General features: G+C 44.2%; 21 protein-coding genes and 1 tRNA gene. 17 read left to right on the top strand and 5 right to left on the bottom strand.

Translation table 11 applies throughout. The features are described from left to right. Position 1: 1 nt before the first annotated feature. Both CC90_RS0115450 and CC90_RS0115445 read right to left on the bottom strand, forming a co-directional pair. Positions 2 to 460: a hypothetical protein gene (locus CC90_RS0115450; protein ID WP_031391642.1), complete on the bottom strand. Its 459-nt coding sequence runs from the start codon at positions 458 to 460 to the stop codon at positions 2 to 4. After that, positions 460 to 1,317: an AraC family transcriptional regulator gene (locus CC90_RS0115445; RefSeq protein WP_031391641.1), complete on the bottom strand. Its 858-nt coding sequence runs from the start codon at positions 1,315 to 1,317 to the stop codon at positions 460 to 462. Before CC90_RS0115445 ends, CC90_RS0115450 begins: the two co-directional genes overlap by 1 nt. A 162-nt stretch (positions 1,318 to 1,479) precedes the next feature. Between CC90_RS0115445 and CC90_RS0115440 the strand changes: the two genes are divergently transcribed. Together CC90_RS0115440 and CC90_RS0115435 are read left to right on the top strand one after the other, a co-directional pair. Further along, positions 1,480 to 2,493 carry a helix-turn-helix transcriptional regulator gene (locus CC90_RS0115440; RefSeq protein WP_031391640.1) on the top strand — a complete coding sequence of 338 codons (1,014 nt, stop codon included), beginning with the start codon at positions 1,480 to 1,482 and terminating at the stop codon, positions 2,491 to 2,493. Between the two features lie 121 nt (positions 2,494 to 2,614). Further along, positions 2,615 to 3,070 (top strand): GyrI-like domain-containing protein, encoded by a 456-nt coding sequence (locus CC90_RS0115435; protein ID WP_031391639.1) that lies wholly within the window; start codon positions 2,615 to 2,617, stop codon positions 3,068 to 3,070. Positions 3,071 to 3,163: 93 nt separating this feature from the next. On the opposite strand, the gene CC90_RS0115430 is transcribed toward CC90_RS0115435, so the two are convergent. Continuing rightward, the gene (locus CC90_RS0115430) at positions 3,164 to 4,489 is read right to left on the bottom strand and encodes a replication-associated recombination protein A (protein ID WP_031391638.1); all 1,326 of its coding nucleotides are present in this window, start codon (positions 4,487 to 4,489) and stop codon (positions 3,164 to 3,166) included. A gap of 138 nt (positions 4,490 to 4,627) precedes the next feature. Beyond that, a tRNA-Lys gene (locus CC90_RS0115425) sits at positions 4,628 to 4,700 on the bottom strand. A 126-nt stretch (positions 4,701 to 4,826) separates the two neighbouring features. Here CC90_RS0115425 and CC90_RS0115420 point away from each other — a divergent pair. The 7 genes from CC90_RS0115420 (at position 4,827) to CC90_RS0115390 (ending at position 16,639) form a co-directional block, all read left to right on the top strand. Next, positions 4,827 to 5,594, top strand: a complete 768-nt coding sequence (locus CC90_RS0115420) for a TatD family hydrolase (protein ID WP_031391637.1) — start codon at positions 4,827 to 4,829, stop codon at positions 5,592 to 5,594. 34 nt (positions 5,595 to 5,628) lie between these two features. Continuing rightward, positions 5,629 to 6,498 carry a 16S rRNA (adenine(1518)-N(6)/adenine(1519)-N(6))-dimethyltransferase RsmA gene (gene rsmA / locus CC90_RS0115415; RefSeq protein ID WP_031391636.1) on the top strand — a complete coding sequence of 290 codons (870 nt, stop codon included), beginning with the start codon at positions 5,629 to 5,631 and terminating at the stop codon, positions 6,496 to 6,498. Between the two features lie 410 nt (positions 6,499 to 6,908). Further along, positions 6,909 to 9,641 carry a tetratricopeptide repeat protein gene (locus CC90_RS0115410; RefSeq protein WP_031391635.1) on the top strand — a complete coding sequence of 911 codons (2,733 nt, stop codon included), beginning with the start codon at positions 6,909 to 6,911 and terminating at the stop codon, positions 9,639 to 9,641. Positions 9,642 to 9,658: 17 nt separating this feature from the next. Beyond that, positions 9,659 to 11,590, top strand: coding sequence for a 1,4-alpha-glucan branching protein GlgB (gene glgB, locus CC90_RS0115405; RefSeq protein ID WP_051869647.1), 1,932 nt, complete (start codon positions 9,659 to 9,661; stop codon positions 11,588 to 11,590). A 202-nt stretch (positions 11,591 to 11,792) separates the two neighbouring features. Continuing rightward, entirely contained in the window at positions 11,793 to 14,987 is a 3,195-nt protein-coding gene (locus CC90_RS0115400; RefSeq protein ID WP_031391633.1) for a DUF6240 domain-containing protein, read from the top strand. Continuing rightward, positions 14,984 to 16,150, top strand: a complete 1,167-nt coding sequence (locus tag CC90_RS0115395) for a flagellin N-terminal helical domain-containing protein (RefSeq protein WP_031391632.1) — start codon at positions 14,984 to 14,986, stop codon at positions 16,148 to 16,150. The genes CC90_RS0115400 and CC90_RS0115395 overlap by 4 nt, the downstream gene beginning before the upstream one ends. Positions 16,151 to 16,162: 12 nt before the next feature. Further along, complete coding sequence (locus CC90_RS0115390; RefSeq protein ID WP_031391631.1) at positions 16,163 to 16,639, top strand: flagellar export chaperone FliS; 477 nt, start codon at positions 16,163 to 16,165, stop codon at positions 16,637 to 16,639. Here the strand turns inward: CC90_RS0115390 and CC90_RS22490 are convergent. Next, on the bottom strand, positions 16,601 to 16,888 hold the full coding sequence (locus tag CC90_RS22490; protein WP_035315766.1) for a DUF2508 family protein: 288 nt from the start codon (positions 16,886 to 16,888) through the stop codon (positions 16,601 to 16,603). The two genes, CC90_RS0115390 and CC90_RS22490, sit on opposite strands and share 39 nt — an antisense overlap. A gap of 169 nt (positions 16,889 to 17,057) precedes the next feature. Here CC90_RS22490 and CC90_RS0115380 point away from each other — a divergent pair, with 169 nt between their 5' ends. The 8 genes from CC90_RS0115380 (at position 17,058) to CC90_RS0115345 (ending at position 24,320) form a co-directional block, all read left to right on the top strand. Then, positions 17,058 to 17,330, top strand: a complete 273-nt coding sequence (locus CC90_RS0115380) for a pro-sigmaK processing inhibitor BofA family protein (RefSeq protein ID WP_081906025.1) — start codon at positions 17,058 to 17,060, stop codon at positions 17,328 to 17,330. A gap of 199 nt (positions 17,331 to 17,529) precedes the next feature. Further along, positions 17,530 to 18,084 (top strand): A24 family peptidase, encoded by a 555-nt coding sequence (locus CC90_RS0115375; protein ID WP_051869645.1) that lies wholly within the window; start codon positions 17,530 to 17,532, stop codon positions 18,082 to 18,084. Further along, a complete protein-coding gene (locus tag CC90_RS0115370; RefSeq protein ID WP_031391627.1) occupies positions 18,081 to 19,091 on the top strand; it encodes a P-loop NTPase family protein in 1,011 nt (336 codons plus the stop codon). Before CC90_RS0115375 ends, CC90_RS0115370 begins: the two co-directional genes overlap by 4 nt. Next, positions 19,075 to 20,301, top strand: coding sequence for a CpaF family protein (locus CC90_RS0115365; protein WP_031391626.1), 1,227 nt, complete (start codon positions 19,075 to 19,077; stop codon positions 20,299 to 20,301). Before CC90_RS0115370 ends, CC90_RS0115365 begins: the two co-directional genes overlap by 17 nt. Next, positions 20,261 to 21,022 carry a type II secretion system F family protein gene (locus CC90_RS0115360; protein WP_035315764.1) on the top strand — a complete coding sequence of 254 codons (762 nt, stop codon included), beginning with the start codon at positions 20,261 to 20,263 and terminating at the stop codon, positions 21,020 to 21,022. The genes CC90_RS0115365 and CC90_RS0115360 overlap by 41 nt, the downstream gene beginning before the upstream one ends. Positions 21,023 to 21,070: 48 nt before the next feature. Next, positions 21,071 to 22,540: an immunoglobulin-like domain-containing protein gene (locus tag CC90_RS0115355; protein ID WP_051869644.1), complete on the top strand. Its 1,470-nt coding sequence runs from the start codon at positions 21,071 to 21,073 to the stop codon at positions 22,538 to 22,540. Between the two features lie 137 nt (positions 22,541 to 22,677). Next, complete coding sequence (locus CC90_RS0115350; RefSeq protein ID WP_031391623.1) at positions 22,678 to 22,863, top strand: Flp1 family type IVb pilin; 186 nt, start codon at positions 22,678 to 22,680, stop codon at positions 22,861 to 22,863. After that, positions 22,860 to 24,320: a DUF5702 domain-containing protein gene (locus CC90_RS0115345; RefSeq protein ID WP_031391622.1), complete on the top strand. Its 1,461-nt coding sequence runs from the start codon at positions 22,860 to 22,862 to the stop codon at positions 24,318 to 24,320. The genes CC90_RS0115350 and CC90_RS0115345 overlap by 4 nt, the downstream gene beginning before the upstream one ends. Positions 24,321 to 24,442 lie beyond the last annotated feature (122 nt).

Genomic DNA, 24,442 nt, shown 5'->3' with positions numbered 1-24,442 from the left:
TCTACTTTTTAAAACGGCTGTTATCATAGTTATAAGGAATGCTGGAGCCCTCCACAACGTCCTCTATCTTTTCCAGAATGAGCCAATCGTCCATATTGCCCTGATGGTCAAAGGCAAGGGGTGCTATTTGCTGTAAGCTTTCAAATTCCACAAGGCAAAGGCACTTTTTATGCCAGCGTATCTTTTGCGACGGGGAAAGGCAAAGCTTATCCTGATTATCCGCCATGATATTCACGATATCTTCATCTGTCAGCTTTACATAGTTTTGTACATCTTTTACGGTCGCCATCGCACAGATGCTTGCGGTTCCTTTTTTCATTAAATATAGAGTTTCCCCAGGAAAGACGCGGCTATGGGGAATCTTTCTTCCGGCGGCTCCCCGGATTAGCATGCGCTGCTCTCCGGAAAGGATTTTTTCAAGCTCCATTTCTTTATCATTGCAGTAAACCAAATGAACCATTATAAATTCACCTTTTTCGTGACGGGTATCCATATTTCATACTTGGTATTTTCCGGATCGGAAGAAAGATAAACCTCGATATCCGGAGCATTGCCGTATTCGTATCCCGACGAAGGAAGCCACTCCGTAACAATTCTTTTTTCTAATTCCTGAATGGACAATGCCGGCCCTTCACCGCTGAATATGGCCCATGTTGCGGAGGGCACCGCATATTCCTCAAAGCCTTCCGGCGCAGGCAGGGTGCTTGCGGCCGCTATATAATATTTCCATTGCATAAGATCGTTGCAGGCGCTGACCCCCAATATGCCCATAAGCTGTGTGTTCATCAGGGAAGCGAGCTTAGGTATCATACCGTTTGCGGCAGCTTCCTGCCACATTTGCGGAACGATTGCAAAGTTTTCTTCCATATCCTGATGGAGTGGTTTAGAGATCCCTATAATTTTAAATGCGTCTTTCTTTTCAATTCTGTAATTCATTTCAGCTTCTCCTTTAATTGTTATTTTAAAGCTGATGGGAGGATAGGATTTTAGACTGATCCCTTCTGTTTTGGACTGAGAAGGTGCAATGCCGTGAATGCTTTGAAATGCGCGGTTAAATGCGGTGGGCGAATCATAGCCGTATTTAAGGGCAATATCGATAATCTTCTCTTCACCACCCTGTAGATCTGCCGCGGCAAGGGACATCCGTCTCCTGCGGATATATTCGGAAAGGGGCACTCCGGCCATATAAGAGAACATTCTTTGAAAGTGATAGGTGGAGCAGCAGGCTATTCTTGCCAGCTCGTCATAATCAATATCCTTTGTCAAATGTTCTTCCATATAATTTATTGCGCTGTTTAATCGTTCTATCCATTCCATCGTTTCGCTCCTTATGTGTCTATTTTATTTAATCCAAGTTATTTAGTCCTCTCTTTTTATGCACTAAAATGAGAGTGGAGATATATTAAGATAAACTTATCAGGAACCTAAAATGTTGTAAAGCAAAATCCGAGTATATAATGGCAGAAGAGGTAAATATCCATGCAGATTAACAGACTATTCGAAATCATATATATATTACTGGACAAGAAGACGGTTACGGCAGCGGAGCTTGCGGAACACTTTGAAGTGTCTCCCAGAACGATATTCAGGGATATCGATACTCTTTCACAGGCAGGAATTCCCATATATGCCATGAAGGGGAAGGGAGGAGGAATCCGGCTTACGGAGAACTATGTGCTGAATAAATCGGTGCTTACTCCGAAGGAGCAGCAAATGATTATGCAGGCCCTCCACGGAATGAATGCGGTGCGGGAAGAGGAGATACGGCCAGCACTTTCCAAGCTGTCAGCACTTTTTGGGGGAGAGCAGGAGGATTGGATAGAGATAGAATTTTCCTCATGGAACTCTGACGACGGAGTGAGCCGGAGGTTCGTTATATTGAAGGAAGCAATTTTCGCCCATAAGAGGGTAACCTTCATCTATAGCGGAGCGAATGGAACGAGCAGCCGGCGTTTTGCAGAGCCCTTGAAGCTCGTCTTCCGTGCCAGCTCGTGGTATCTCTATGCATGGTGCATGGACAAAGCGGACTTCCGCTTTTTTAAGCTGAGTCGTATGGAAGAGCCATGGGTATTGGAGGAATATTTTGAGAGAAGGAACCCTCCGATTGTTCGAGGCAATCCGGATTTAAAAGACACCCCGGACCTGCAAGGCGAATCAGCCTTACAATACACAGGATATTCTCAGAATAGTTCGAATGTAAACAGTGAAACGAGTGCTATAGGTACAAAAAATATATATGCGGATAAGATAATAACCGTAACAGCCATTATTTCCGCTAATAAAGCATACCGCATACTGGATGAAATGGATAAAAAGGACGTAGAAAAGCTTGCGAACGGTAATTATAAGGTACAGATGCTTATGCCGGAGAACGACTGGATGTACCAGCACCTTCTGACCTTCGGATCTGATATGAAGGTACTCAAGCCGGAAAGGGTAAGAGAGAAATTAATAAAAAAATTAAAAAATGCTATAAAACAATATGAAATATGACAGAATGATGTCATATTATCCATGCTATTATGAATCCATACAGAGCGAAGGGCGGGTTTCGGAGTTGCAGGCCGGATAAGCGCAGGAAGCTTGAAAAATAGCATAAGGAGAGAGTGAGAGTATGGATTATGAAATCGTAACATTGAAAGAAAAAAAGGTTATGGGATTAAATGCACGGACGAGCAACATGGATCCGGCAATGGGTGAAACGATAGGAGGGCTTTGGAAACGTCTTTTTGAGGAAGGGTTATTTGAAGCAATACCGGACAAGACAGGGGAAAGCTCCATTGGGCTTTATTCAGATTATGAGGAAGGTGCAGCCGGAAAATATGACATAACCGTAGGCTGTGAGGTTAACAGCTCGGACAATGTTCTAAAGGATATGGTACTTAAAGTAATTCCTGAAGGACGTTATGCGAAGTTCGTAATTGTCGGCGATATGTCTGCAGTAGGGAAAACATGGGGCGATATATGGTCGATAGACCTGAACAGGACATTTACCGGCGATTTTGAAGAATATGTGAGCGCCAGGGAAAATGGAGAATATGAAATTCATATTTATATTGCGGTAAAATAATTGATGGACCATTCTTAGGGGAGAAACAACTCTATAGCACCAGGTGAACCATAAATGGAATCTTTAGCCCCGTTTCGGTTCACACGGTGCATTTTAATTTTTCTCCTCGCCGGCCTTCCATTTTTTAATAGCCTCCAGCTTTCTTCCGGCCTCTGCCTCTGCCCCCTGCCCGGTAGGCCGGTAGTATGAACGGCTCTTCAAGGCATCCGGCAGACATTCCATACGGGCAACCTTTTCCTTCGTGTCGTGAGCATATTCATAGCCCTCTCCGTAATGCAGGTCCTCCATGAGCTTGGTAGGCGCATTGCACAGATGGAGAGGAACCGGCTGGGCAATCGTGTGAAGAGCGTCGTGGCGGCATTCCCCGTAGGCAATATAAAGGGCATTGGACTTAGGGGCAAGAGAGAGGTAGGTGACGGCGTGGGCGAGATTCACATTGCATTCGGGCATACCGATAAAATGGCATGCCTGATAAACGGAGACGGCAAGAGGCAAAGCCTGGCTGTCTGCGATTCCAACATCCTCACTGGCAAAGCGGATAAGTCTCCTCGCCACGTACAAAGGGTCTTCTCCTGCTTCCAGCATTCTCGAAAGCCAATAAATAGCGGCGTCGGGATCGCTGTTTCTCATGGACTTGTGAAGTGCAGAGATGAGGTTGTAATGCTCCTCACCATTTTTATCATATAATAAGGACTTCTTGCTGATACACTGCTCCAAGCCTTCCTTTGTTACCGTAATCTTCCCCGGTCCTATTTCTCCGTTGGTAACCGCCATCTCCAAAGTATTAAGCGCTGTTCTGGCATCCCCGTTTGCGAAGACGGCGATAGCCCTTAACAGCTCCTGTGAAATATCGATTTTTGTCTGTGCAAAGCCGGATGGGTTATGGATGGCATTTTTCAGCAGCTGCACAAGATTGTCGGCAGTAAGGCCCTGCAAAACAAATACTTTCAGGCGGGAAAGCAAAGCCGAATTGATTTCAAAGGAGGGGTTTTCTGTAGTAGCGCCGATTAACGTGATGCTTCCTTTTTCCACGAAGGGAAGAAATGCATCTTGCTGCGCCTTGTTGAATCTATGGATCTCATCCACGAACAAAACCGTCTTAAGCCCCATAGTCCGGCTGTTTTCCGCCTGAGCCATCACTTCCTTAATCTCTTTGATTCCGCTGGTCACTGCACTGAAATTAATAAATGAAGCACGGGTCTTCTTGGCTATAATATTAGCGAGGGTGGTCTTGCCTACTCCGGGAGGGCCCCAGAAGATCATGGAAGAAATTTGGTCGTGGTCGATGAGCTGGCGTAATAATTTGCCTTCGCCCAGAAGATGCTCCTGCCCGATAAAATCCTCCAGGGAATCGGGACGCAGACGGCTGGCCAGAGGCCCCGCCCCGCTGCGGTTGTCGAAAAGAGAAAGTTGTTCCATAATGTCACCTGAATTCCTGAATACAAACACTTGTTCTAATGAGATGATATCATGTTCTCGAAATGATTGCAATAAATTCCTGAAAATAAAAAAAGTACCAACCCCATGACGCTTTGGTCACAAAATCAGTACTTGGCATGCGCTGCCAGGGGCTCGAACCCTGGACACCCTGATTAAGAGTCAGGTGCTCTACCAACTGAGCTAGCAGCGCAAAATGAAAACATTATTTATGTCACGTTTACAACGCAAGTGTTATTATAGTATAATGTCTTTTAGTTTGCAAGCATTTTTTTAAAAAAGTTTTAAAATATAAGTATATGAAGGCAGGAGAACAAAAATGCTATTTGAAAGCCACGCCCATTATGATGATGAGGCGTTTGAAAACGACAGAGGGAAGCTGCTTGAAAGCTTCAAGGAAAACGATATCGAATACGTAATAAATATAGGGGCAAGCATACGGACCACGGAAAATACCATAGCTTTAACGAAGAAATATCCGTTTATATATGGTGCCGCAGGAGTACATCCCTCCGATACGGCAGAGCTTAACGAGGAAAAATTCGCATGGCTGAAGGAGCAATGCTCCCTTCCTAAAATTGTAGCTGTGGGAGAAATAGGGCTGGATTACTACTGGGACGAGCCGGATAGGGAGATTCAGAAAAAATGGTTTGACAGACAGCTTCAAATGGCACGGGAGGTAAAGCTTCCGATCATCATTCATTCCAGAGATGCCGCAAAGGATACGGTGGATATGATGAAAGCCGGGAGGGCGGAGGAAGCAGGCGGAGTTATTCACTGCTTTTCCTATACGAAGGAAACGGCGAGAGAATTCCTCGGCATGGGATTTTCCTTTGGAATCGGAGGGGTCATCACCTTCAACAATGCGAAGAAACTAAGGGAAGCGGTAGAATATATCCCTATGGAGAATATACTCCTGGAGACCGACAGCCCCTATCTGGCACCAATGCCCTACAGGGGAAAACGCAATTCCTCCCTGTACCTTCCTCTCATCGCTGAGAAAATAGCGGAGGTAAAGGGGATTTCTTATGAGGAGGTAGTAGAAATAACCTCACACAATGCGAAAAGGTTGTTTCAGATTTCATAAATGGCCCGGAAAAAATAAAACATGGAGAATGCATATGGCAACTTTGGGAACCCCCACCAATACAATAGAAGTCTTAAAAAAGTATAACTTTAATTTTCAAAAAAAATTCGGGCAGAATTTTCTTATTGATACCCATATACTTGAGAAAATCATAACAGCCTCCGGCGTTACAAAGGAAGACTGTGTGCTGGAAATAGGCCCCGGTATCGGAACGATGACCCAATATCTGGCGGAGAACGCGCGGGAAGTGGTTGCGGTGGAGATAGACAAGGCCTTGATTCCTATACTCTCTGACACCTTGTCCGAATATGACAACGTAACAATTATAAATGAAGATATCCTGAAGGTGGATGTAAACCGCATTGTACAGGAAAAAAATGGAGGAAAGGCCATAAAGGTGATCGCGAATCTTCCATATTATATTACTACTCCTATTATTATGGGATTATTTGAAAGTGATGTTCCGCTTGAGAGCATTACGATTATGGTACAGAAAGAGGTAGCGGATCGTATGCAGGTCGGTCCGGGAACGAAGGATTACGGAGCCCTGTCTCTTGCTGTGCAGTATTATGCGAAGCCGGAGGTAATGATCCAGGTGCCGCCCACTTGCTTTATGCCTAAGCCAAGTGTAGGCAGCACGGTCATCAAGCTGACCAGATATGAAAAGCCTCCGGTGGAGGCGGATGATGAAAAATTCATGTTTTCGCTTATACGCGCATCCTTTAACCAAAGGCGCAAGACATTAGTGAACGGCCTTACCAATGCGACGAACTTAAAAACAGGGAAAAAGGATGTGCTTAAAGCGCTGGAGGAGATGAAGCTGCCTTCTGCGATTCGCGGAGAAGCACTTACTTTGGCGCAATTTGCCGAGCTAAGTAATTTGCTTTCTTTAATAGGAAAGTAATCCTATTAAAGAAAGATAGATGCGCAGCTACGCGCGCGGAACAAAAGCTGTGCTGGCAAAGTATTTGGCCGCGAGAGAGTGTGAAGCACACTTTTGTTCTTTAATAGGAAAGTGATCCTATTAAAGAAAGATAGATGCGCAGCTACGCGCGCGGAACAAAAGCTGTGCTGGCAAAGTATTTGGCCGCGAGAGTGTACGAAGCACACTTTTGTTCTGCTAATTTTTGAATTATAGGGAAAATAGCACAAGATATATGGATGAGATTAGAAAAAAATCGCCATATATAGAGAAAAATCCTGATATTTTTTTGACATTAATTATCTCGTATGGTAAACTTAAAAAATGAAAATAGGGTTATTATGCTATCTTTTGACAGCTGGGAAAAATGAAATAATTATGAGGTGAGTACCTTGGATAAGTACGAATATAAAGTACGGGCGGAGGAAATAAAAGCACTGATTGCGGAGGGAGAATTCGCGGAGGCGGTAAAAATTGCCGATACGATTGACTGGAGGAGAGTCAAGAGTGTCATGATGCTTTGCACGATCAGCGATTTATACAAGATAAACCGCCGATTTCAGGAAAGCAAAGATATTTTGTTAATGGCATACGAGCGCCATCCGGGCGGTCGTCTTATTGTGTATTCTTTGTGTGAGCTGTCCGTGAAGATGGGGGAATATGTACAGGCAATCGAGTACTATAAAGAATTCGTACAGATTGCGCCCAAGGATACGGGAAGATATATATTGCAGTATAAGCTGTATGAAGCGCAGGATGTCAGCTTAGAAGAGCGCATCGCTGTACTGGAGGAATTCAAGAAGCGCGATTATCGGGAAAAATGGGCATACGAACTGGCTTATTTGTATCATAGAGTAGGACTAGAGACGAAATGCGTGGAAGAATGTGACGAGATGATTCTCTGGTTCGGAGAAGGCAGACATGTCATAAAAGCGTTGGAATTAAAGCAGCTTCACCATGCTCTGACGCCCGACCAGCAGGAAAAATACCTTCTTCTTAAGAGAGAGAGAGAGCTTCAGGAGGCTCAGGCGGCAGCCAGTGAGGAGCTGCAGGAACAGGAACAGGCAGAAAGCGCTAAGATTGCAGATTTCTCCGAATATACCGCCCAGAATGATGAGGACGATGAAGAGGAAGAAGAATTCCGCGTAAAGACGGTGGATGTGGGACAATACAACACCATTAATTTGCAGAAGGAACTAGCGAAGAGCATGAAAGAACTTTTGGGCGAAGACGTCAGGAGTGATACGGAGGAACCTTCCCGTACTTCTTCCGTTAATTTTGCGTCTTTTCAGGCAGAACCGGCTCCGGCCGTGCAGCCCGTTTCGAATGTACAGCCTATGCCGGCCATACCGGATACTGCGACTAAAATTCCCACTTTTGAGGAACAGGGTATTCCTGGGATAAGTCCTGTCTTAAGCGAACAGAATACTATGGCGGCACACGCCGTCGCAGAGAATCTTCAGCCGCAATTTACACAGCCTCAGCCTACGGAAGAACAGACGGCGCTGGAGGAAGTATTTTTTGAGGATATAAAGGACGTTCTGCTGGAGGACACGAAGGAAATAAATGTAAAAGAAGTGAACGCCGGCAATTTAAGCGATACGAAGGAGATTCATCCGGGGCGGAGAGTTATATACCCGGCAACAGTGTCTCCCTCATCCACAGTGTCTGCACCCGCATCCATGCCGACCATCCCCTCTCATCAGCTTAAGGCAACGATAAAGCCGTCGGGCTTTGAGAGGATGCTTTCCCAGGAATATGACGGACAAATCAGCCTCGCAGTGTCTGAGGGAGGCCAGCTTGAGAAGCAGATTACCGGTCAGATGAACATTACGGATATCATGACCGAGTGGGAAAAGATGAAGAAAGAGAACAAAGAAAAGCGCAGTGCAGACGTGCGCAGACGTGTGGAACAGCACACAGGCAATATGTTTTCAGAATTCGACGAGGCTACCAAAAAAGGTTTGTTAGAGCAGTTGGAAAAGGCCGTTGTGGAGGCTATTTTAAAGGAAGCCGGCAAGAAAGCCGTAAGCCCTGAGGAAATACCCGATGCGAGATTGTCGGATATTGTAGTGGCGGCGGAAAAATCGGCAATGCAGCCTGCAAGTGCCGGTGAGGAAGCCGGCAGCGAAAGCAATGAGGTTCAAGATCCTGCCGCTTCCGTGCAAGAGGAGATTCCGGCAGCTTCCCCGGCGGAAGATATTTTGACACCGCAGACGTTAGAGGAAAGCGGGACGCAAGAGCAAGAGACGGTCTCCTTGGAAGATAGGAAAGATGCGGAACAAATCATTGATTTAGAGACGGTTTCCTTCGAGATGGAGCCGGTAAATACGGCAGAGAAGGTTGTGGGCATGGTGGAAGACGCCAATAGGCTGCGTCCCCTGTCCAATGAAGAAAAAGAATTATTCGGAAGATTTATTTATAATAAGAAGGCGAAGGAACAGATCATACAGGCGGTAGATACCATGAGCATGGATGCATTTACCGACAACGTGATTATTACGGGAGAAGAAGGAACGGGAACCATCGAATTAGCCAAAAACCTTATCCGCATGATGCAGATGTCGGACAGCAATTTTTCCGGTAAAGTGGCTAAGATTTCAGGGGCTACCCTGAAAAAGAAAAATGTGGAGGAAACCCTTTCGCACTTGACCGACGGAGCGCTTATTATCGAACGCGCCACAGAAATGTCCAGCGCTACGGCAGCGGATTTGAAAAAGGCATTATCTCAGGAAAACAACGGCCTTCTCGTTATCATGGAGGGCAAAAAAGATGAAATGAATATTTTCCTGAGAAAGAATCATATACTGTCAGAGAATTTCAATGCCAGAATCGATATCGAAGCCCTCAATGACCATGCACTCGTAGAATATGCCAAACAGTACGCGCAGGAGATGGAATATTCCATCGATAACCTCGGAATACTCGCGCTCCATACGAGAATTGCGGACATGCAGACCAGCGACCACGAGGTGACGGTGGCTGAGGTGAAGGAGCTGGTGGACGATGCGATTTATTTCGCGGACAAGAAGAACCTGCGGCACTTATGCGATATTCTGGTAGGCAAGAGGTATGACGAAGAGGATATGATCGTTCTTCGGGAAAAGGACTTCATGCACTATTAAATGAAAGGTGGTTGCCTATGGCGGCGAAGAAGAAAGCGAAATATATAGAAGAGGAAGTTTTTATTTCCGAAGCGGATCAATATCTCTTTGCCCAGGGGACGCATTACGATATTTATAAGAAGCTGGGCGCGCACCCTTCCGTGGAAAATGGGGAGAAGGGTGTATTTTTCGGAGTATGGGCTCCTAATGCGGAGAAGGTATTTGTTATAGGCACCTTTAACGACTGGCAGGAGGACAAGCACGAGATGAAGCGGCTCGGTCCGGGTGGCATTCATGCTCTATTTATTCCCGGAGTGGGAGTGAACGAGCTGTATAAGTTTTTAATTTTGACGCCGGACGGCAGAAAGCTTTATAAAGCGGACCCTTTTGCAAATTATGCGGAATTCCGGCCGGGAAATGCATCGAGGACTACGGATTTGTCCGGCTTCGAATGGACGGACGATAGCTGGATAAAGGCAAGAGCAGGCAAGGACTATAAGAAGGAGCCCCTTGCCATTTATGAATGCCATATCGGTTCGTGGATGAAGCATCCAAGCGGCACTTCTGACGGCTTTTACAATTATAGGGAATTTGCGGACAGAATCGTGGAGTATCTGAAGGAGATGAAGTATACTCATATTGAACTTATGGGCATTGCGGAATATCCTTTCGACGGTTCGTGGGGCTATCAGGTGACGGGTTACTATGCGCCCACCTCCCGCTATGGAGAACCTGCGGATTTCATGTATTTGATCAATAAATTGCACAAGCATAAAGTAGGCGTGATTCTGGACTGGGTACCGGCGCACTTTGCCACCGATGCACATGGATTGGCTGAGTTCGACGGACAATGCATCTTCGAGCACCCCGACAAACGTCTGGGCGAACATCCCGACTGGGGAACGAAGATTTTTAACTACGGGAAGACGGAAGTGAAGAACTTCTTAATTGCCAACGCTTTATTCTGGCTTAAGGAATTTCATATAGATGGCATCCGGGTGGATGCGGTGGCCTCCATGCTGTATCTGGATTACGGCAAGAATGAGGGACAATGGCTCCCGAACAAATACGGCGGCAACAAGAATCTGGAAGCGATAGAATTTTTTAAACACCTCAATTCGGTAGTATTAGGAACATATCCGGGATTTCTAACGATTGCAGAAGAATCTACGGCATGGCCGAAGGTGACCGGCGAGGTGGAGGAAGACGGGCTTGGTTTCAGCTTTAAATGGAACATGGGCTGGATGCACGATTTTTGTGAATATATGAAGCTGGACCCGCTGTTTCGAAAGAATAACCACTATGCCATGACCTTTGCCATGAGCTACAACAGTGCTGAGAATTACATTCTGCCCCTCTCCCATGACGAAGTCGTACATTTAAAGTGCTCTATGGTAAATAAGATGCCGGGTTATCCGGCAGATAAATACGCAAACCTGCGCGTAGGCTATACATATATGTTCGGTCATGCCGGCAAGAAGCTGCTTTTCATGGGACAAGACTTTGCACAGGAAAGGGAATGGAGCGAGGAAAGAGAGCTGGACTGGGATCTTCTTAAAGAACCTTTGAATAAGGGAATATACGAGTACGTGAAGGAATTGCTTAAACTGTATAATAAATATCCGTGTTTGTATGAAATCGATAACGACTGGTCCGGCTTTGAGTGGCTGAATGCGGATGATGCCGAGCGGAGCACTTATAGCTTTTACCGGAAGGCCGCCAACGGAAAAAACAACCTTTTATTCGTGCTGAATATGACACCGGTTGTCAGGAACGGCTATCAGGTCGGTGTTCCGGAAAAGAAAAAATATAAGCTGCTTTTAAACAGCGATGAAGAGCGGTTCGGAGGCAACGGCAATTCCATACCTGCAGAGCTTCAGGCAACGGAAGAAAACGGACAGGTCAATTATAAGAACTACAGCATTGCCTTTGACTTGCCTGCTTACGGTGCGGCGGTATTTCTTTTTTAATCAGACATATTATTCATGCAGCAAAAGGTTAAGAAATTTATAATTTATGCCGAAATAAAGGATGAATGTTAGAATACATTCATCCTTTTTTGTTTGAACACTTGAATAACTTGAAGATAAGTGCAATTCATAAGGCATGTTGTTTATTGTTTATACAAATGAGAAGCATTACCTTAATCTGCATTCAGGATGGAATGAGAATATGAATATTAATTTTGAGAACAACGGGGTAAAGCCCCATTCTAATGTAGACAAGGCAACAACATCAACTTCATATAGTGGCTCCCATGTGAGAGAGACAAGCAGCAGGGGAGTATTTGCATTAGACATTTCTGGCACAGTTATGGATAACACTGCTTATGATGGTCAAGGAAAGACCGCAGAAGACGTTATGCAGGATGCGGGGCAAGTTGACGTTACCACGCAGAAAAACTATATGGCAGTAATGTCTAATACTATGTCCACGGAAGATTTTGCCAAGCTTCAGGAAGAGGGCTATCATCCGGGAAATACTGACATAGAGACGGTTGTTACCATTGTCGATGAAATCAAAGCGGCCCTCGCTAAGGGCGGCAAGAATATTACGGGCTATACGGATGATCTGGATGTGGAGACGCTGACACAGATTACCGGAAGCGCGGCTTTTGCCAAGGAATTGGTGAAACAGTTTGAAGAACATGACATACCCGTCACAAAAGAAAACGTGGAGGACGTCATGAATGCCTGCAAGACGGCGACACAGCTTGAGGATTTGAGCGACGGCATTAAGAAATATATGGTGCGCAACCATATGGAGCCAACTCTCGATAATATATATAAGGCGCAGTATAGTGCCACATCCGATGCGGGAAAGCAAGGCAGGGGCTATTATCAGGACGATACCGGTTATTATGCGAAAAAGGCGGAGACCTTCAACTGGCAGCAGCTTACGCCTCAGATGGAGAAGGTCATTGAAAATGCAGGGCTGGAGGTATCTGATGAAACGATGTCGGATGCCAAGTGGCTGGTCGAGAAAGGGATGCCCCTTACCGAGGAGTCGCTGAAATCGTATTACGATTTGGATAATTTGGAGATTCCTGACTCTATGGAAGAAGTAGTTAAGGCGGCAGTATCGGCCATAGCTAACGGGAAGAAGGCCGGCGGGGCCAATCTTGCCGATGACAGAACGAATCTGGAAAAAGCCCAAAGCTATATAGATGATGTGAATTCCATCAGCGATGAGGCCGTGGATAAAGTGGCGGCAGAAGGAAAGAAGCTTAATCTTCACAATTTAAAGGCGGCACAGCTTCAGATACGTACCGGGGCAGCAACTTCTAGTACAGAGCTGTATGAGGTAAACACGACAGGAAGAAGACAGCTTGAGGAAATAAGGCTGCAAATGACCGTACAGGCCAACTTGCATTTAATAAGAAGCGGACTTACCATCGATACTACGGAGTTAGAGCAGCTCGTGGATGAGCTCAAGGCAGCAGAGCAGCAAAGGCAGCAAATACTGTTTGGCGGCGATTCCCAGAACACATCTAAGCGTGCTCAATTATATGAAGATACTCTTGCGAAGGTAAAAGAGATTCCTCAGATGCCTGCGGCAGCAGTAGGGCGGTTAGCACTTCAGGCGCTCAGTTCATCGGGCAGTACCGGTGCTGTCACTGTGGATGGCTATTCGCTTGAAGCCGTATATTCCGAAGGAAGCGCACTGCGCGCTGCCTATGAAAAAGCGGGAGAAAGCTACGAAACGCTTATGACCGCCCCCCGGGCAGATATGGGAGATTCCATAAAAAAAGCATTCCGCAATGTGGACGATATTTTACAGAATATGAATAAGGGAACCTCTGAGGAAAACAGAAGAGCAGTCCGTATTCTCGGCTATAACCAAATGGAGATTACCGAGGAAAACATAGCCGCGGTAAAAGAAACAGATTTAACCATTCAGCGGATAGTAAATAAAATGACACCTGCGTCAACACTTGAAATGATCCGGGATGGCATGAACCCACTTTCCATGAATATGGAAGAGCTGGAGGCATATTTGGACAGCAAGGATCAAAGCCCGGCGCAGAGCATTGAAAAGTACAGTGAATTTTTATATAAATTGGATAAGAATAACGAGATTGCGCCGGAAGAAAGAGACGCTTACATCGGAATATACCGGCTGTTACGCCAATTGGATAAAACGGATGGCGCAGCGATAGGAACTCTCATCAATCAGGGAATGGAACCGACGGTAAAAAATCTTCTTTCCGCTATGAGAAGCAATAAAAAGCACGGAATGGATGTGACAGTAAACGATTCCTTCGGCGGTGTTTCCTCCGAGTATCGGGGCAAGAGCATTTCCGAGCAAATCGAAAACGGTTACAAAGAAAATGCGAACGAAACAAATTATTATAAAAAACTTTCCCATGATATTCTGGATAATCTGGCAGGCGGAAAGCTGCCTGCGCAAGCGATATCGGACGATATAACCCTGGAGGAATTCTCTGCGCTGCTTCAAAAGCAGGAGGCTGACCCGGCTGCAAAGAAAGAATATCAAAAGCAGCAGATGGGTATGCTTCGGGAAGCAGCCCTGACGGAGGAAGCGGTGGTAAAGGAGCTGCTTACCTTCGACCAAACGGTTACGGCGAACAACCTTATGGCGGCCGGACTCTTAATGAAGGAGAGGGGAAGGCTGGCAGGCAAGATGAAGGATACTGCATCTGATGCCGGGGAGACGGAGCAGTTCGAGGATGCCGTTAACAATCTTCAGGAAAGTATGACGGATGAAGTGTCGGCCAAAGAAGCTTACGAAAAGCTTGGACAGGTGTTTGCGGAGATTTTGGATAAGGTCGTTTACGAGCAGGATGCCGTGGAAGCAGTTAATATAGACATAAGGGAAATCAGCAATATGTATAAGCAGATATCTCTTGCAGGCAATCTGGCTAAAGAGGAGAACTACGAAGTACCGGTAAATATTGACGGACAGATGACCTCTATCAACCTAAGGATCATTCGGGGTGCGGACGAAAGCGGAAGAGTAACGGCTTCCATGCAGACGGAAAGCTACGGGAAAGTCTTGGCAAGGTTCTATCTTACCAAGCAGCCGGAATCAAGCGAAGCTTCTGCGGACTACCAGATGTCGGGCTATGTGGTATGCGACAGCAGGGAAGGCTTTAAGATGCTGGAGCAATCGGAGGAAAAGCTAAAGAATGCTTTCGAACAATCCGATATACATGTGAGCAGCTTGAACTTCATTTACAATTGGGAGCTGGATCTTACGGGAGCTTTACAGTCCGACGAGAGGGGCAGTAAGGAAACAGGTTCTGAGACGAAGGGGCAGAAGCAGGAAGTATCTACTAAGAAATTATATGAGACGGCGAAGCTGTTTATCAGCTATATACAGAAAGGTGAAGGGTTCCAGATATGAAAATTTGCTATAATACACAGGCGATGATTGCCAATAACGCGCTTACAAGAAATGACGACAGGCTTTCCCAGTCCTTACAGAAGCTATCTTCCGGTCTGAAGATCGTGGATGCAAAGGATAACCCGGCAGGTATGGCGATGGGTAAAAAGATGAACGCGCAGATCAAAGGCATCGGCGTTGCCTCCCAGAACAGCAGCGACGCGATTTCTGTAATCGAGACGGCGGACGGCGCTCTTGCTGAGGTTCACGATATTCTGCAGAGAATGAATGAGCTGGCGATAAAGGCCAGCACGGGAACGATGAGCGACATCGACAGATCTACCATTGAAGAAGAAATTGAACAGCTTAAGCAGGAAATTACGAGAATTGCGGAGGATACGCAGTTTAATGGGCAGACACTTTTGAATGGCAACTTCGATTTGAAGGGATATACCAATAAGATCGACGCGAAGGTGGGATATTATTCCGACGGAGTGACACCGGGGGAGTATACAATTGACAGCTTGACAGTTACTTTCTATTCCGATGGAAGTATCAATCCTGCATCGGTAGCTTGCGTCTGTAATACAACAGGAACTCCTGCATTTCCCGCGGGTTCATCAGTTAGCGAAGTGCAAGGAAATACGATTAAGATTACCTGTCCGGGAGATTTGTCTTTCGAAATTAACGTAAAAATACAACCGGATAGGGATGCGGCAGGTAATGTTATTATGACTGCACCAAGTAATCCTAAAACATTATCAAATGTAGAGCTGGACATTACCGGAATCGGTGCGATGACCATGCAAATCGGTTCCAACGAAGGGCAGACTTTGGACATCCGTGTTTCTACCATATCTCTGGATGAAATGGGAATCAAAGGCCTCAGCGTAGCGAATCAGGCCAGTGCAATAGATGGAATAGACGGCATTTCAGGCGCTATTCAGTATATATCTGCTGCAAGAAGCCGACTCGGCGCATACCAGAATCGTCTGGAGCACAGCATCAGCAGTTTGGATATCACAAGCGAAAATATGACGGCTGCGTATTCCAGAATCATGGATGTTGATATGGCGGAGGAAATGACGGAATATACGACCATTCAGGTAATTTCGCAGGCCAGCATGTCCATGCTCGCGCAGGCGAATGAAAGACCGGCACAGGTACTGCAGCTTTTGCAGTAAGGAGAGGGATGTATGACGAAAGAATTGAAACAGGAATATACCTTGAAAATAACGCAGGCGAACAAGACTCAACTCATTACGATTTTGTATGAAATGATTTTAGTTTATACCGGGGAAGGAAGAGCGGCGCATGCCAAAGAGGATAGACTGGGATTCAGGGAAGCTATCCGCAAGACAAGGGGATGTGTGAATGAGCTTTTAGCCTCTCTCAACTTCGACCAGAGCCTAGCGATGAACTTCTTACAGCTTTATTTATATGTGAACAGAGAATTGGCAAGAGCAGAGGTCCGGAATATCACGGAACCGCTCGATCACATTGAAAAAGTGATAGGGGGTCTTCACAAAGCTTACGTAAAGCTAGGCGAAATGGATACTTCCGGACCGGTTATGGAAAATGTTCAGACAGTTTATGCAGGATTGACCTACGGTAAAAATAATTTAAACGAGAATCTAACCGATCAAGGCTTTGATCGCGGGTTCCGGGTGTAGCTCTTCTTCAGGCAGCAAATTAATTTTTGCTGCCTGTTCTAATAAGAATTTATATCTTTTCAGAACAGAGTTCACCTCATATATATAGCAGTCGATTAAATCTGGATCGGTCACGTTGTCAAAACCGGCATAAGCATCCTCCAAGGCGCAGCGGGTTTTTTCGATATCCGCCAAAATACTGTTTCTTTGCATTTCTTTTTCGCTGATGTTCTGATTGTGATAAATAGCCTGACTAAAGCAGATTTTCATACAAACACCTCTTTTTCATAAAAAAACTTCTCCAATAATTTCCTCTTTTTCTAAGTATAGACACTATAAAAGCAAATATTCATGGAATAAGAAAAAAGTACAGGTCATATATTGTAAAGCAAAGGACCGAATTTGCGGGGCATAAGGCCGGAAGGAGCAAGGTTAAAAAATGGATAATTATATGGGCGCAATCATGATAGCTGCATCGTGCATTCTTGTGCTTCTCATAGGTGCATTTCGCAAAAAAAAGGAATGGATTATTAACTTTATCCTGCGGGCGGTGGTCGGTACGGCAGCGGCCTTTTTCGTAAACGGTTTCCTCGTTTCTCAAGGCCTTTCCATTGCGATCGGCATCAATCCAATTACAGTTTTGACATCCGGAATCCTCGGATTTCCGGGCCTCATTATGCTTTACGGGATAAATTTATATACTCTTTTGTGAAGAACTTACAAAGATTTATTTTTTTATAGAAAGCACTGGACAAGCTGTTTTTTAACAATTATAATTCATTTTACAGTTCAAGCAAAATTCTTTAAAGCAGTACTTCTGGGAACAAAGGCGAGGAAATGATTTTCACGAGTCCGATTCGTTCCAAATTTTCAAAACGATTATATATTACATGTATGCAAAAAAAGGAGTGATGTGTATTATTTTTGTGATTTTAGTATTGCTGATGGCAGCGGTGATTATGGATTTTTTCTTCGATAAAATCTATAATGAATGGATTCTTGTTTTATTTATGACAGGAATGCCATATACGGTCTGGATCGGAGGCTTCGAAGGGTTCATAAAGGCCCTTGTATCCATGACGATTCCCATCTTTTTATTATATCCGCTTTTTATGATAGGAGTCATAGGGGCTGGAGATGTGAAACTGCTATCTGTAATGGGAAGTTTTTTTACAGTAAGAGAGATTTTTATTTGTGTATTTATATCATTTCTGTTAGGAGCTGTTTTTTCATTGCTGAAAATGGCTGCAGAAAAAAACTTTTTGCAGCGGTTAAGGTATCTTTTGTCGTATGTCTGCGACGTTTTCAAGAACAAAGAATGGAAGTTATATGAAACTCATAAGAATGAGTTCGCTCAAAGTAATGAGCCGGAAAAAAGAAAAGAGAGAAATAAAGGAAAAATACATTTTGCATTGCCGATTATGCTCAGCGTAATGCTGTTAAAAGGAGGAATTATATTATTGTGACTCAAAAAGTTTTAGCGGTTTGCGACAAGGAAGAGAAGTATCTTTACCGGCTCGTGGAATATCTGGAAAACAGGGAACTTCTTCCCTTCTCAATTTGTGCCTTTACAAACGAAAGAGCGCTTAGAAAATTCAGCAGCAAGACACAAATAGAGCTTTTACTCATTGCAGAAGGTTCTTATGAAGAGGAAATAAAGGCGCTTCCGATTGCGCATATCCTTCTTTTGAACGAAAGCGGAAATGAGGCGGGCGAGGGAATTAAGAACATCAATAAATATCAGTCGGCAGAAGGAATTTTTCGGGAAATCATGGAAAACTACATGGGAAATGCGCAAGTGGCTCCCAGGCGGCTGCAATCGGGAAGTCCGATAAAGATTATCGGAAATTACACCCCCGTCAGACGGTGTCTGCAAACTACTTTTTCTCTCACCATGGGTCAGATATTGGCGAAGGAACATAAGGTTTTGTACATGAACTTCGAGAGTTATTCGGGGTTGAGCTATCTGCTGAACCGAGAATTCAGCGTAGATATTACCGATGTACTCTATTATTTCAACTGCGAAAGAGAAAAGCTGGCGTATCGGCTGGCGGGAATGGTACAGTCGATAAACGGTATGGACTTCATTCCCCCAGTAGTTTCCTATCAGGATTTATGCGGAGTAACAGGGGAACAATGGCTGCATTTATTTCGGGAAGTCGAAGCTTCTACCTCCTATGAGTATTTGATTCTGGATCTTTCAGAGCAGATGAATGGACTTTTTAATATACTGCGGCAATGCTTTAAAGTCTATACGATAACGAGGGAAGACGGATTTGCTGCAGCTAAAATAAAACAATATGAAGCGATGCTGTGCATGTCAGACTACGAAGATGTGGCGGCGAAGACAAAAAAGTGGAGCCTGCCCGTTTTCCACAGGCTTCCGGATGGCTTGGATCAGCTCACCCATGGAGAACTCGCAGGCTATGTGAAAAAAATTGTCGAGGAAGATATTTATGAACAGACAAGATGAAATAAAAAACAAACTAAAAGTGCTGGTTTTAGAAAGAATCGATTTTTCGAGAGAAATGCCGGATGAAGAGATTAAGGATGTGATCGACGAACTGATCATAGGGGAAAGCAAGCGGCGGCCGATTGGTTTGGAGGAAAGAAAGCATCTTAGAAAGGAACTTTTTTATTCCATAAGGAAACTGGATATTTTACAGGAACTCGTAGATGACGCAAGTATTACAGAAATTATGATCAATGGGCCGGATGAAATATTTATTGAGAGAAGAGGAAGCGTGTGCCGCTGTGAAATGAAATTCGAATCTACCGGGAAACTGGAGGATGTCATTCAGCAGATGGTAGCAGGTTGTAACCGGACGGTGAATGAAGCTTCACCCATCGTAGATGCCAGACTGGAAAATGGCTCCCGTGTCAATGTGGTGCTTAGTCCGGTAGCTCTAAACGGTCCAATTGTAACCATAAGAAAATTTCCCGACAATCCGATTATGATGAAGGATTTGCTCGCCTTCGGCACACTGACGGAAGAAGCAGCCGGGTTTTTGTCGAAGCTGGTTCAAGCGAAATACAATATTTTTATTAGCGGAGGGACCGGATCAGGAAAAACAACATTCTTAAACGCACTATCTTATTACATTCCACAAGAAGAAAGAATCATTACCATAGAGGACAACGCGGAGCTTCAGATAAAGAATATTCCCAACATAGTGAAAATGGAGACGAGAAATTCAAACGTAGAGGGCTGTAAGGAGATTACCATAAGGGATTTAATTAAAACCAGTCTTCGCATGAGGCCAAGCAGAATTATCGTAGGGGAAGTACGAGGAGGGGAAGCAATCGACATGATGCAGTGTCTAAATACAGGACATGATGGCTCCATGTCAACAGGACATGCTAATAGTTGTGCAGATATGCTGAGCAGGCTGGAAACCATGGTTCTGATGGGAATGGATTTGCCTATTTGCGCGATCAGACAGCAAATGGCCTCGGGTATAGATATTATTGTTCATTTAGGGCGGCTTAGAGATAAGAGCAGAAGAGTATTGGAAATCGTGGAAATAATAGGGTATGAAGACGACAAAATCCGTTTGTCGGTCTTATATTCCTTTGAAGAGGAAGGAGAGGATAAAGATGGAAGGGTAATCGGAATGCTAAAAAGAAAGGAGGAGCTGACGCATGTCGGAAAGCTTAAAGCAGCGGGCATATCTCGCGAATAAAAAAGGAATCGGCTTAGAAAACTTAAAAAGCATTGTAGAAGGGGCAGTACTCATATTCGCGCTTGCCATCTTCTTCTACCGTTCTCTATGGGCGGTAATCTTCCTCTCCCCCTTACTCCTCCTTTACGTGAGGGAAAAGAAAAAGTCTGCAGCCTCAAGGAAAAAGCGGGAAATACAGATGCAGTTTAAGGATGCGATACTATCCGTATCGGCAAACCAAAAGGCGGGCTACTCGATGGAGAATTCCTTTCGACAGGCATATGCGGATATGATTCTATTATACGGCAAGAATAGTCCCATTTGCAGAGAACTATATATCATAGGAACAGGTCTTGGAAATAACATGATTTTAGAAAAGCTCCTATATGATTTTGCAAAGAGGAGTCAGACAGAAGATGTACTGGAATTTGCTCAGGTTTTTGCTGCAGCAAAAAGAAGCGGAGGAAATATGACGGAAATTATAGAGAGGAGTGCTGCAATAATAACAGAAAAGGCGGAAACAGAAAAGGAAATTCAAGTATTGTTAGCGGCAAGGCAGATGGAGCAAAAGATTATGAATGTCATTCCGTTCGGAATCGTTCTATATATACAAGCTGCCTCAAAAGGCTTCTTTAATGTACTGTATCACAACTTGCCGGGGATAATTATAATGACCGCCTGCTTGGCGGCGTATATCACTGCTGTGATGATTTCGAGGAAAATCGTCAATATCGAAATATAGAAATAGAGAACGGGAAGTATTTCCAGCATTGAAGGGAGAATAATAAAAATGGTGATCGTTTATATAATGGTACTGGTCCTTTATATTGTCTTATTCTTTATTTCTGCAAGACATAGAGAAAAGGAGCTTCATAATAGAAAAAAGCCTTTTGAAGAAATGGGGATGTACATATATAAGAAATGTTATGATAAAAAGCTTTTTTTCTCTGATAAAGCAGAAAGTCATTTGGAAATGCTGCATCCAAAAGAGGCGGTGGGAAGGAAAAAGAACCGTTCTTATAATAGCCTTGCGGATAGATATTTCATCCGTAAAATCAGTCTCGTACTCCTTTTAATTTTTATTGGGGATGTGTCTGCGATAGTCCTAAGTTTAAACAGCCAAAACGAAGGGGTATTGACGGACGGGAGGTATATACAGAGGAATACTTACGGGGCAGGAAGTATAGAGGCTGATTTACAGGCAAAAATCGCGGAGGGAGAGGAGGAAAGCAATCAGAAATTTCGTTTGACGATTCATGAGCGCAAGTATGAAAGGGAAGAAGTTCATAGGCTGGCAGAAGAAGCCTCAAAGCTTCTGCCGGACATCATGTTAAACGGCAACGCTTCTCAGGAAGAGATAAGGGGTAAGCTCAATCTGGCACGAAAAATAGAAGGGTATCCCTTCCGGATTTCTTGGGACAGTGACAACTATGAACTGGTATATACGGATGGCACCGTTATCAATGAACAGGTGGAGGAGAATGGAGAATTGGTAAATCTTACAGCCGTACTCACCTATGACGATTACAGGCAGGAGAATCTTTTTGCTGTCCGTATCCTTCCTCCGATTTATTCTGAGGAGGAAATAATAACAAAAAAGATTTACGAGGCATTAAAAGAGCGGGAAGAGCTATATGGTAAAGAGCAGCATATGGAACTGCCCGATGCGGTAGAAAATATAAAGCTGCGATGGACGGAAATAAAAAAAGACAGCAGTGGTTATTTATTCCTTCTTGTGTGCATAGGAGCCTTGGGAATTTATTTCCTTCAGGATAGGGATTTAAAAGAAAAAGCAGAGCAAAGAAACCGCCAGATGCTGTTGGATTATCCAGGCGTTATAAGTAAGCTTACCCTTTATATGGGAGCAGGGATGACGATACGCAACGCCTTTTGCAAGATTGCAAATGATTATGGGAAGGAAAATAATTTTCGTTATGTGTATGAAGAAATGCTTATTACCTGCTATGAATTAGATAACGGGATTTCCGAAGCATCCGCATATGAGAACTTCGGTAAGAGATGCCGTCTGTCGCAGTATACAAAGCTCAGCAATATTTTAATACAAAATCTAAGAAAGGGCAGCAATGGAATATTAACGGCCTTGCGTCAGGAAGCGGTAAATGCTTTTGAAGAGAGAAAAAACACGGCTAAAAAGCTGGGAGAGGAGGCGGGGACAAAGCTGCTGCTTCCGATGATGCTCATGCTTGGCATCGTGGTGGTGCTCATTATCGTGCCTGCTTACTTTTCCTTTTCTTTTTAGTAGAAGAATCAGGAAATTCAGAAGGGCTTTTAACTATTAATTTTGAGTAAGCCAAAGAGGGCAAGAGGTGTAAAAGTAAAGGATAAAAGCAGAAATTGAAACAAATAAAAATGTAGAAATATGGGAGAGACAAGAATATGGAAAGAAAATTAAAAAATTTTAAGAATTTTATTTGGGAAGAAGACGGATTGGGGACGGTAGAAATTATATTGATCTTGGTAGTTCTAATAGGCCTTGTAATCATTTTTAAAAGGCAGCTTCAAACGCTAGTAACAAATGTCTTTCATAAGATTACCGAAGATAGTAATACGATTATCACATGAAATATGAGAAACGTACAAAAAATGGTTATCTCACAGTATATCTTTCTCTGTCCCTTGCGCTTCTCCTGTCGCTGCTGCTGACATTGGTAGAAGGCGCAAGAATCAATACGATCAGGATGGAAAGTGAATGCGCAGCAGATATAGGGATGAACAGCGTACTGGCGGAGTTTCACAGAGAGCTTTTGGAACAATATGATTTACTCTTTGTGGACAGCTCATATGGAACGGCATCGCCTTCTGCGGAAAAGTCCGCACAGCACATTAGGAATTATATGCAGAAAAATTTCACGGTCGGGGAACGAGGACCTGATAATGTACGGGACTGGCTGGCTTTGTCTGTGGATAAGGCGGTACTTTCGGAATACTCCATCGCTTCGGACAATAATGGTGATGTGATGAAAGGACAAGCACTAGCCTATATGAAAGAAAGTACCGCAGAAGGAATGCTTGCAGAATTAATCGGCCATGTATCGGCGAATATTCCTTCGTTCGAAAGTCTCGGATTGGATACAAGGGATATAGAAGGAGAAAGGAACGACATTCAGGCGCAGATAGATGCCATAGAGCTTCCGAAAAAAATGAATGAAAATGATGAGGAAATAGAAATACCGCTTAACAATCCTGCGGATAAAGTAAATGCGTTTAGAGCAGGCAGTATTCTTTCACTGGTATTAAAAGATACCTCTTTTCTATCAGGTTCCGCCATTCATACAGAGGACTACATATCCCATAGAGCCTTATACAGAGGAATAGGACCTTCGCCGGAATCAAGTACGGATGGTGCTGTCGAAAATATTTTATTTGATGAGTATTTAATCGAAAAATGCAGCAGGTATGGGGAAGAATTGGATAAATCTCTGCTGAAATATCAGATTGAATATATCCTTGAAGGAAGAAGCTCCGATAAAGAGAATTTGGAAAGAGTAGCAAAGAGGCTTTTGACTTGGAGGGAGGTCTCCAATGTAATTTATATTTTGTCTGATTCTGAAAAGTGTGCGCAAGCGAGAGCCCTGGCTCTTAGTCTTACGGCTGTCCTGCAGGTTCCGGCATTAACTGAGCCGGTTAAATACTCCATTTTATTCGCATGGGCATATATGGAGAGCCTATACGATGTGAGATGTCTTTTAAACGGCGGTAAGGTTCCGATACTAAAAACCAGAGCGGATTGGAAAACAGATATCGATAGTGTGGCGAATTTCAGCGGAGACATACCCGATGAGGATAATGGGAAAAGCGGACTTTCCTACGTGGAATACTTAAGAATTATGTTATTTCTGGAAAAGGATAACACGAAAAAGCTGCGTACCATGGACGTTATGGAAATGGATATACGCATAACACCCGGCAACATTTATTTTCGAATGGATGCTTGCTTTGATAGCTTCCTGGCTGATATTTCGGTTTCCAGCGGATTCGGCTATCACTTCGACATAAGAAAAAGGTATGGCTACGACTGATTGCCTGCAAACCAATTATGCGATAAGGAGGGGAAAAACGGTGTCCTTTTTTTGGATAAAGAAAGCAAAAAACTATAATCATATCAAAAATCAAGCAATTCTCCGGGCAATGTTCTCATGTA

The organism is Kineothrix alysoides (assembly GCF_000732725.1).
GTDB lineage: Bacteria > Bacillota > Clostridia > Lachnospirales > Lachnospiraceae > Kineothrix > Kineothrix alysoides.
The sequence above is the reverse complement of the archived record's forward strand: the minus strand, read 5'-3'. Positions and strand labels throughout refer to the sequence as shown.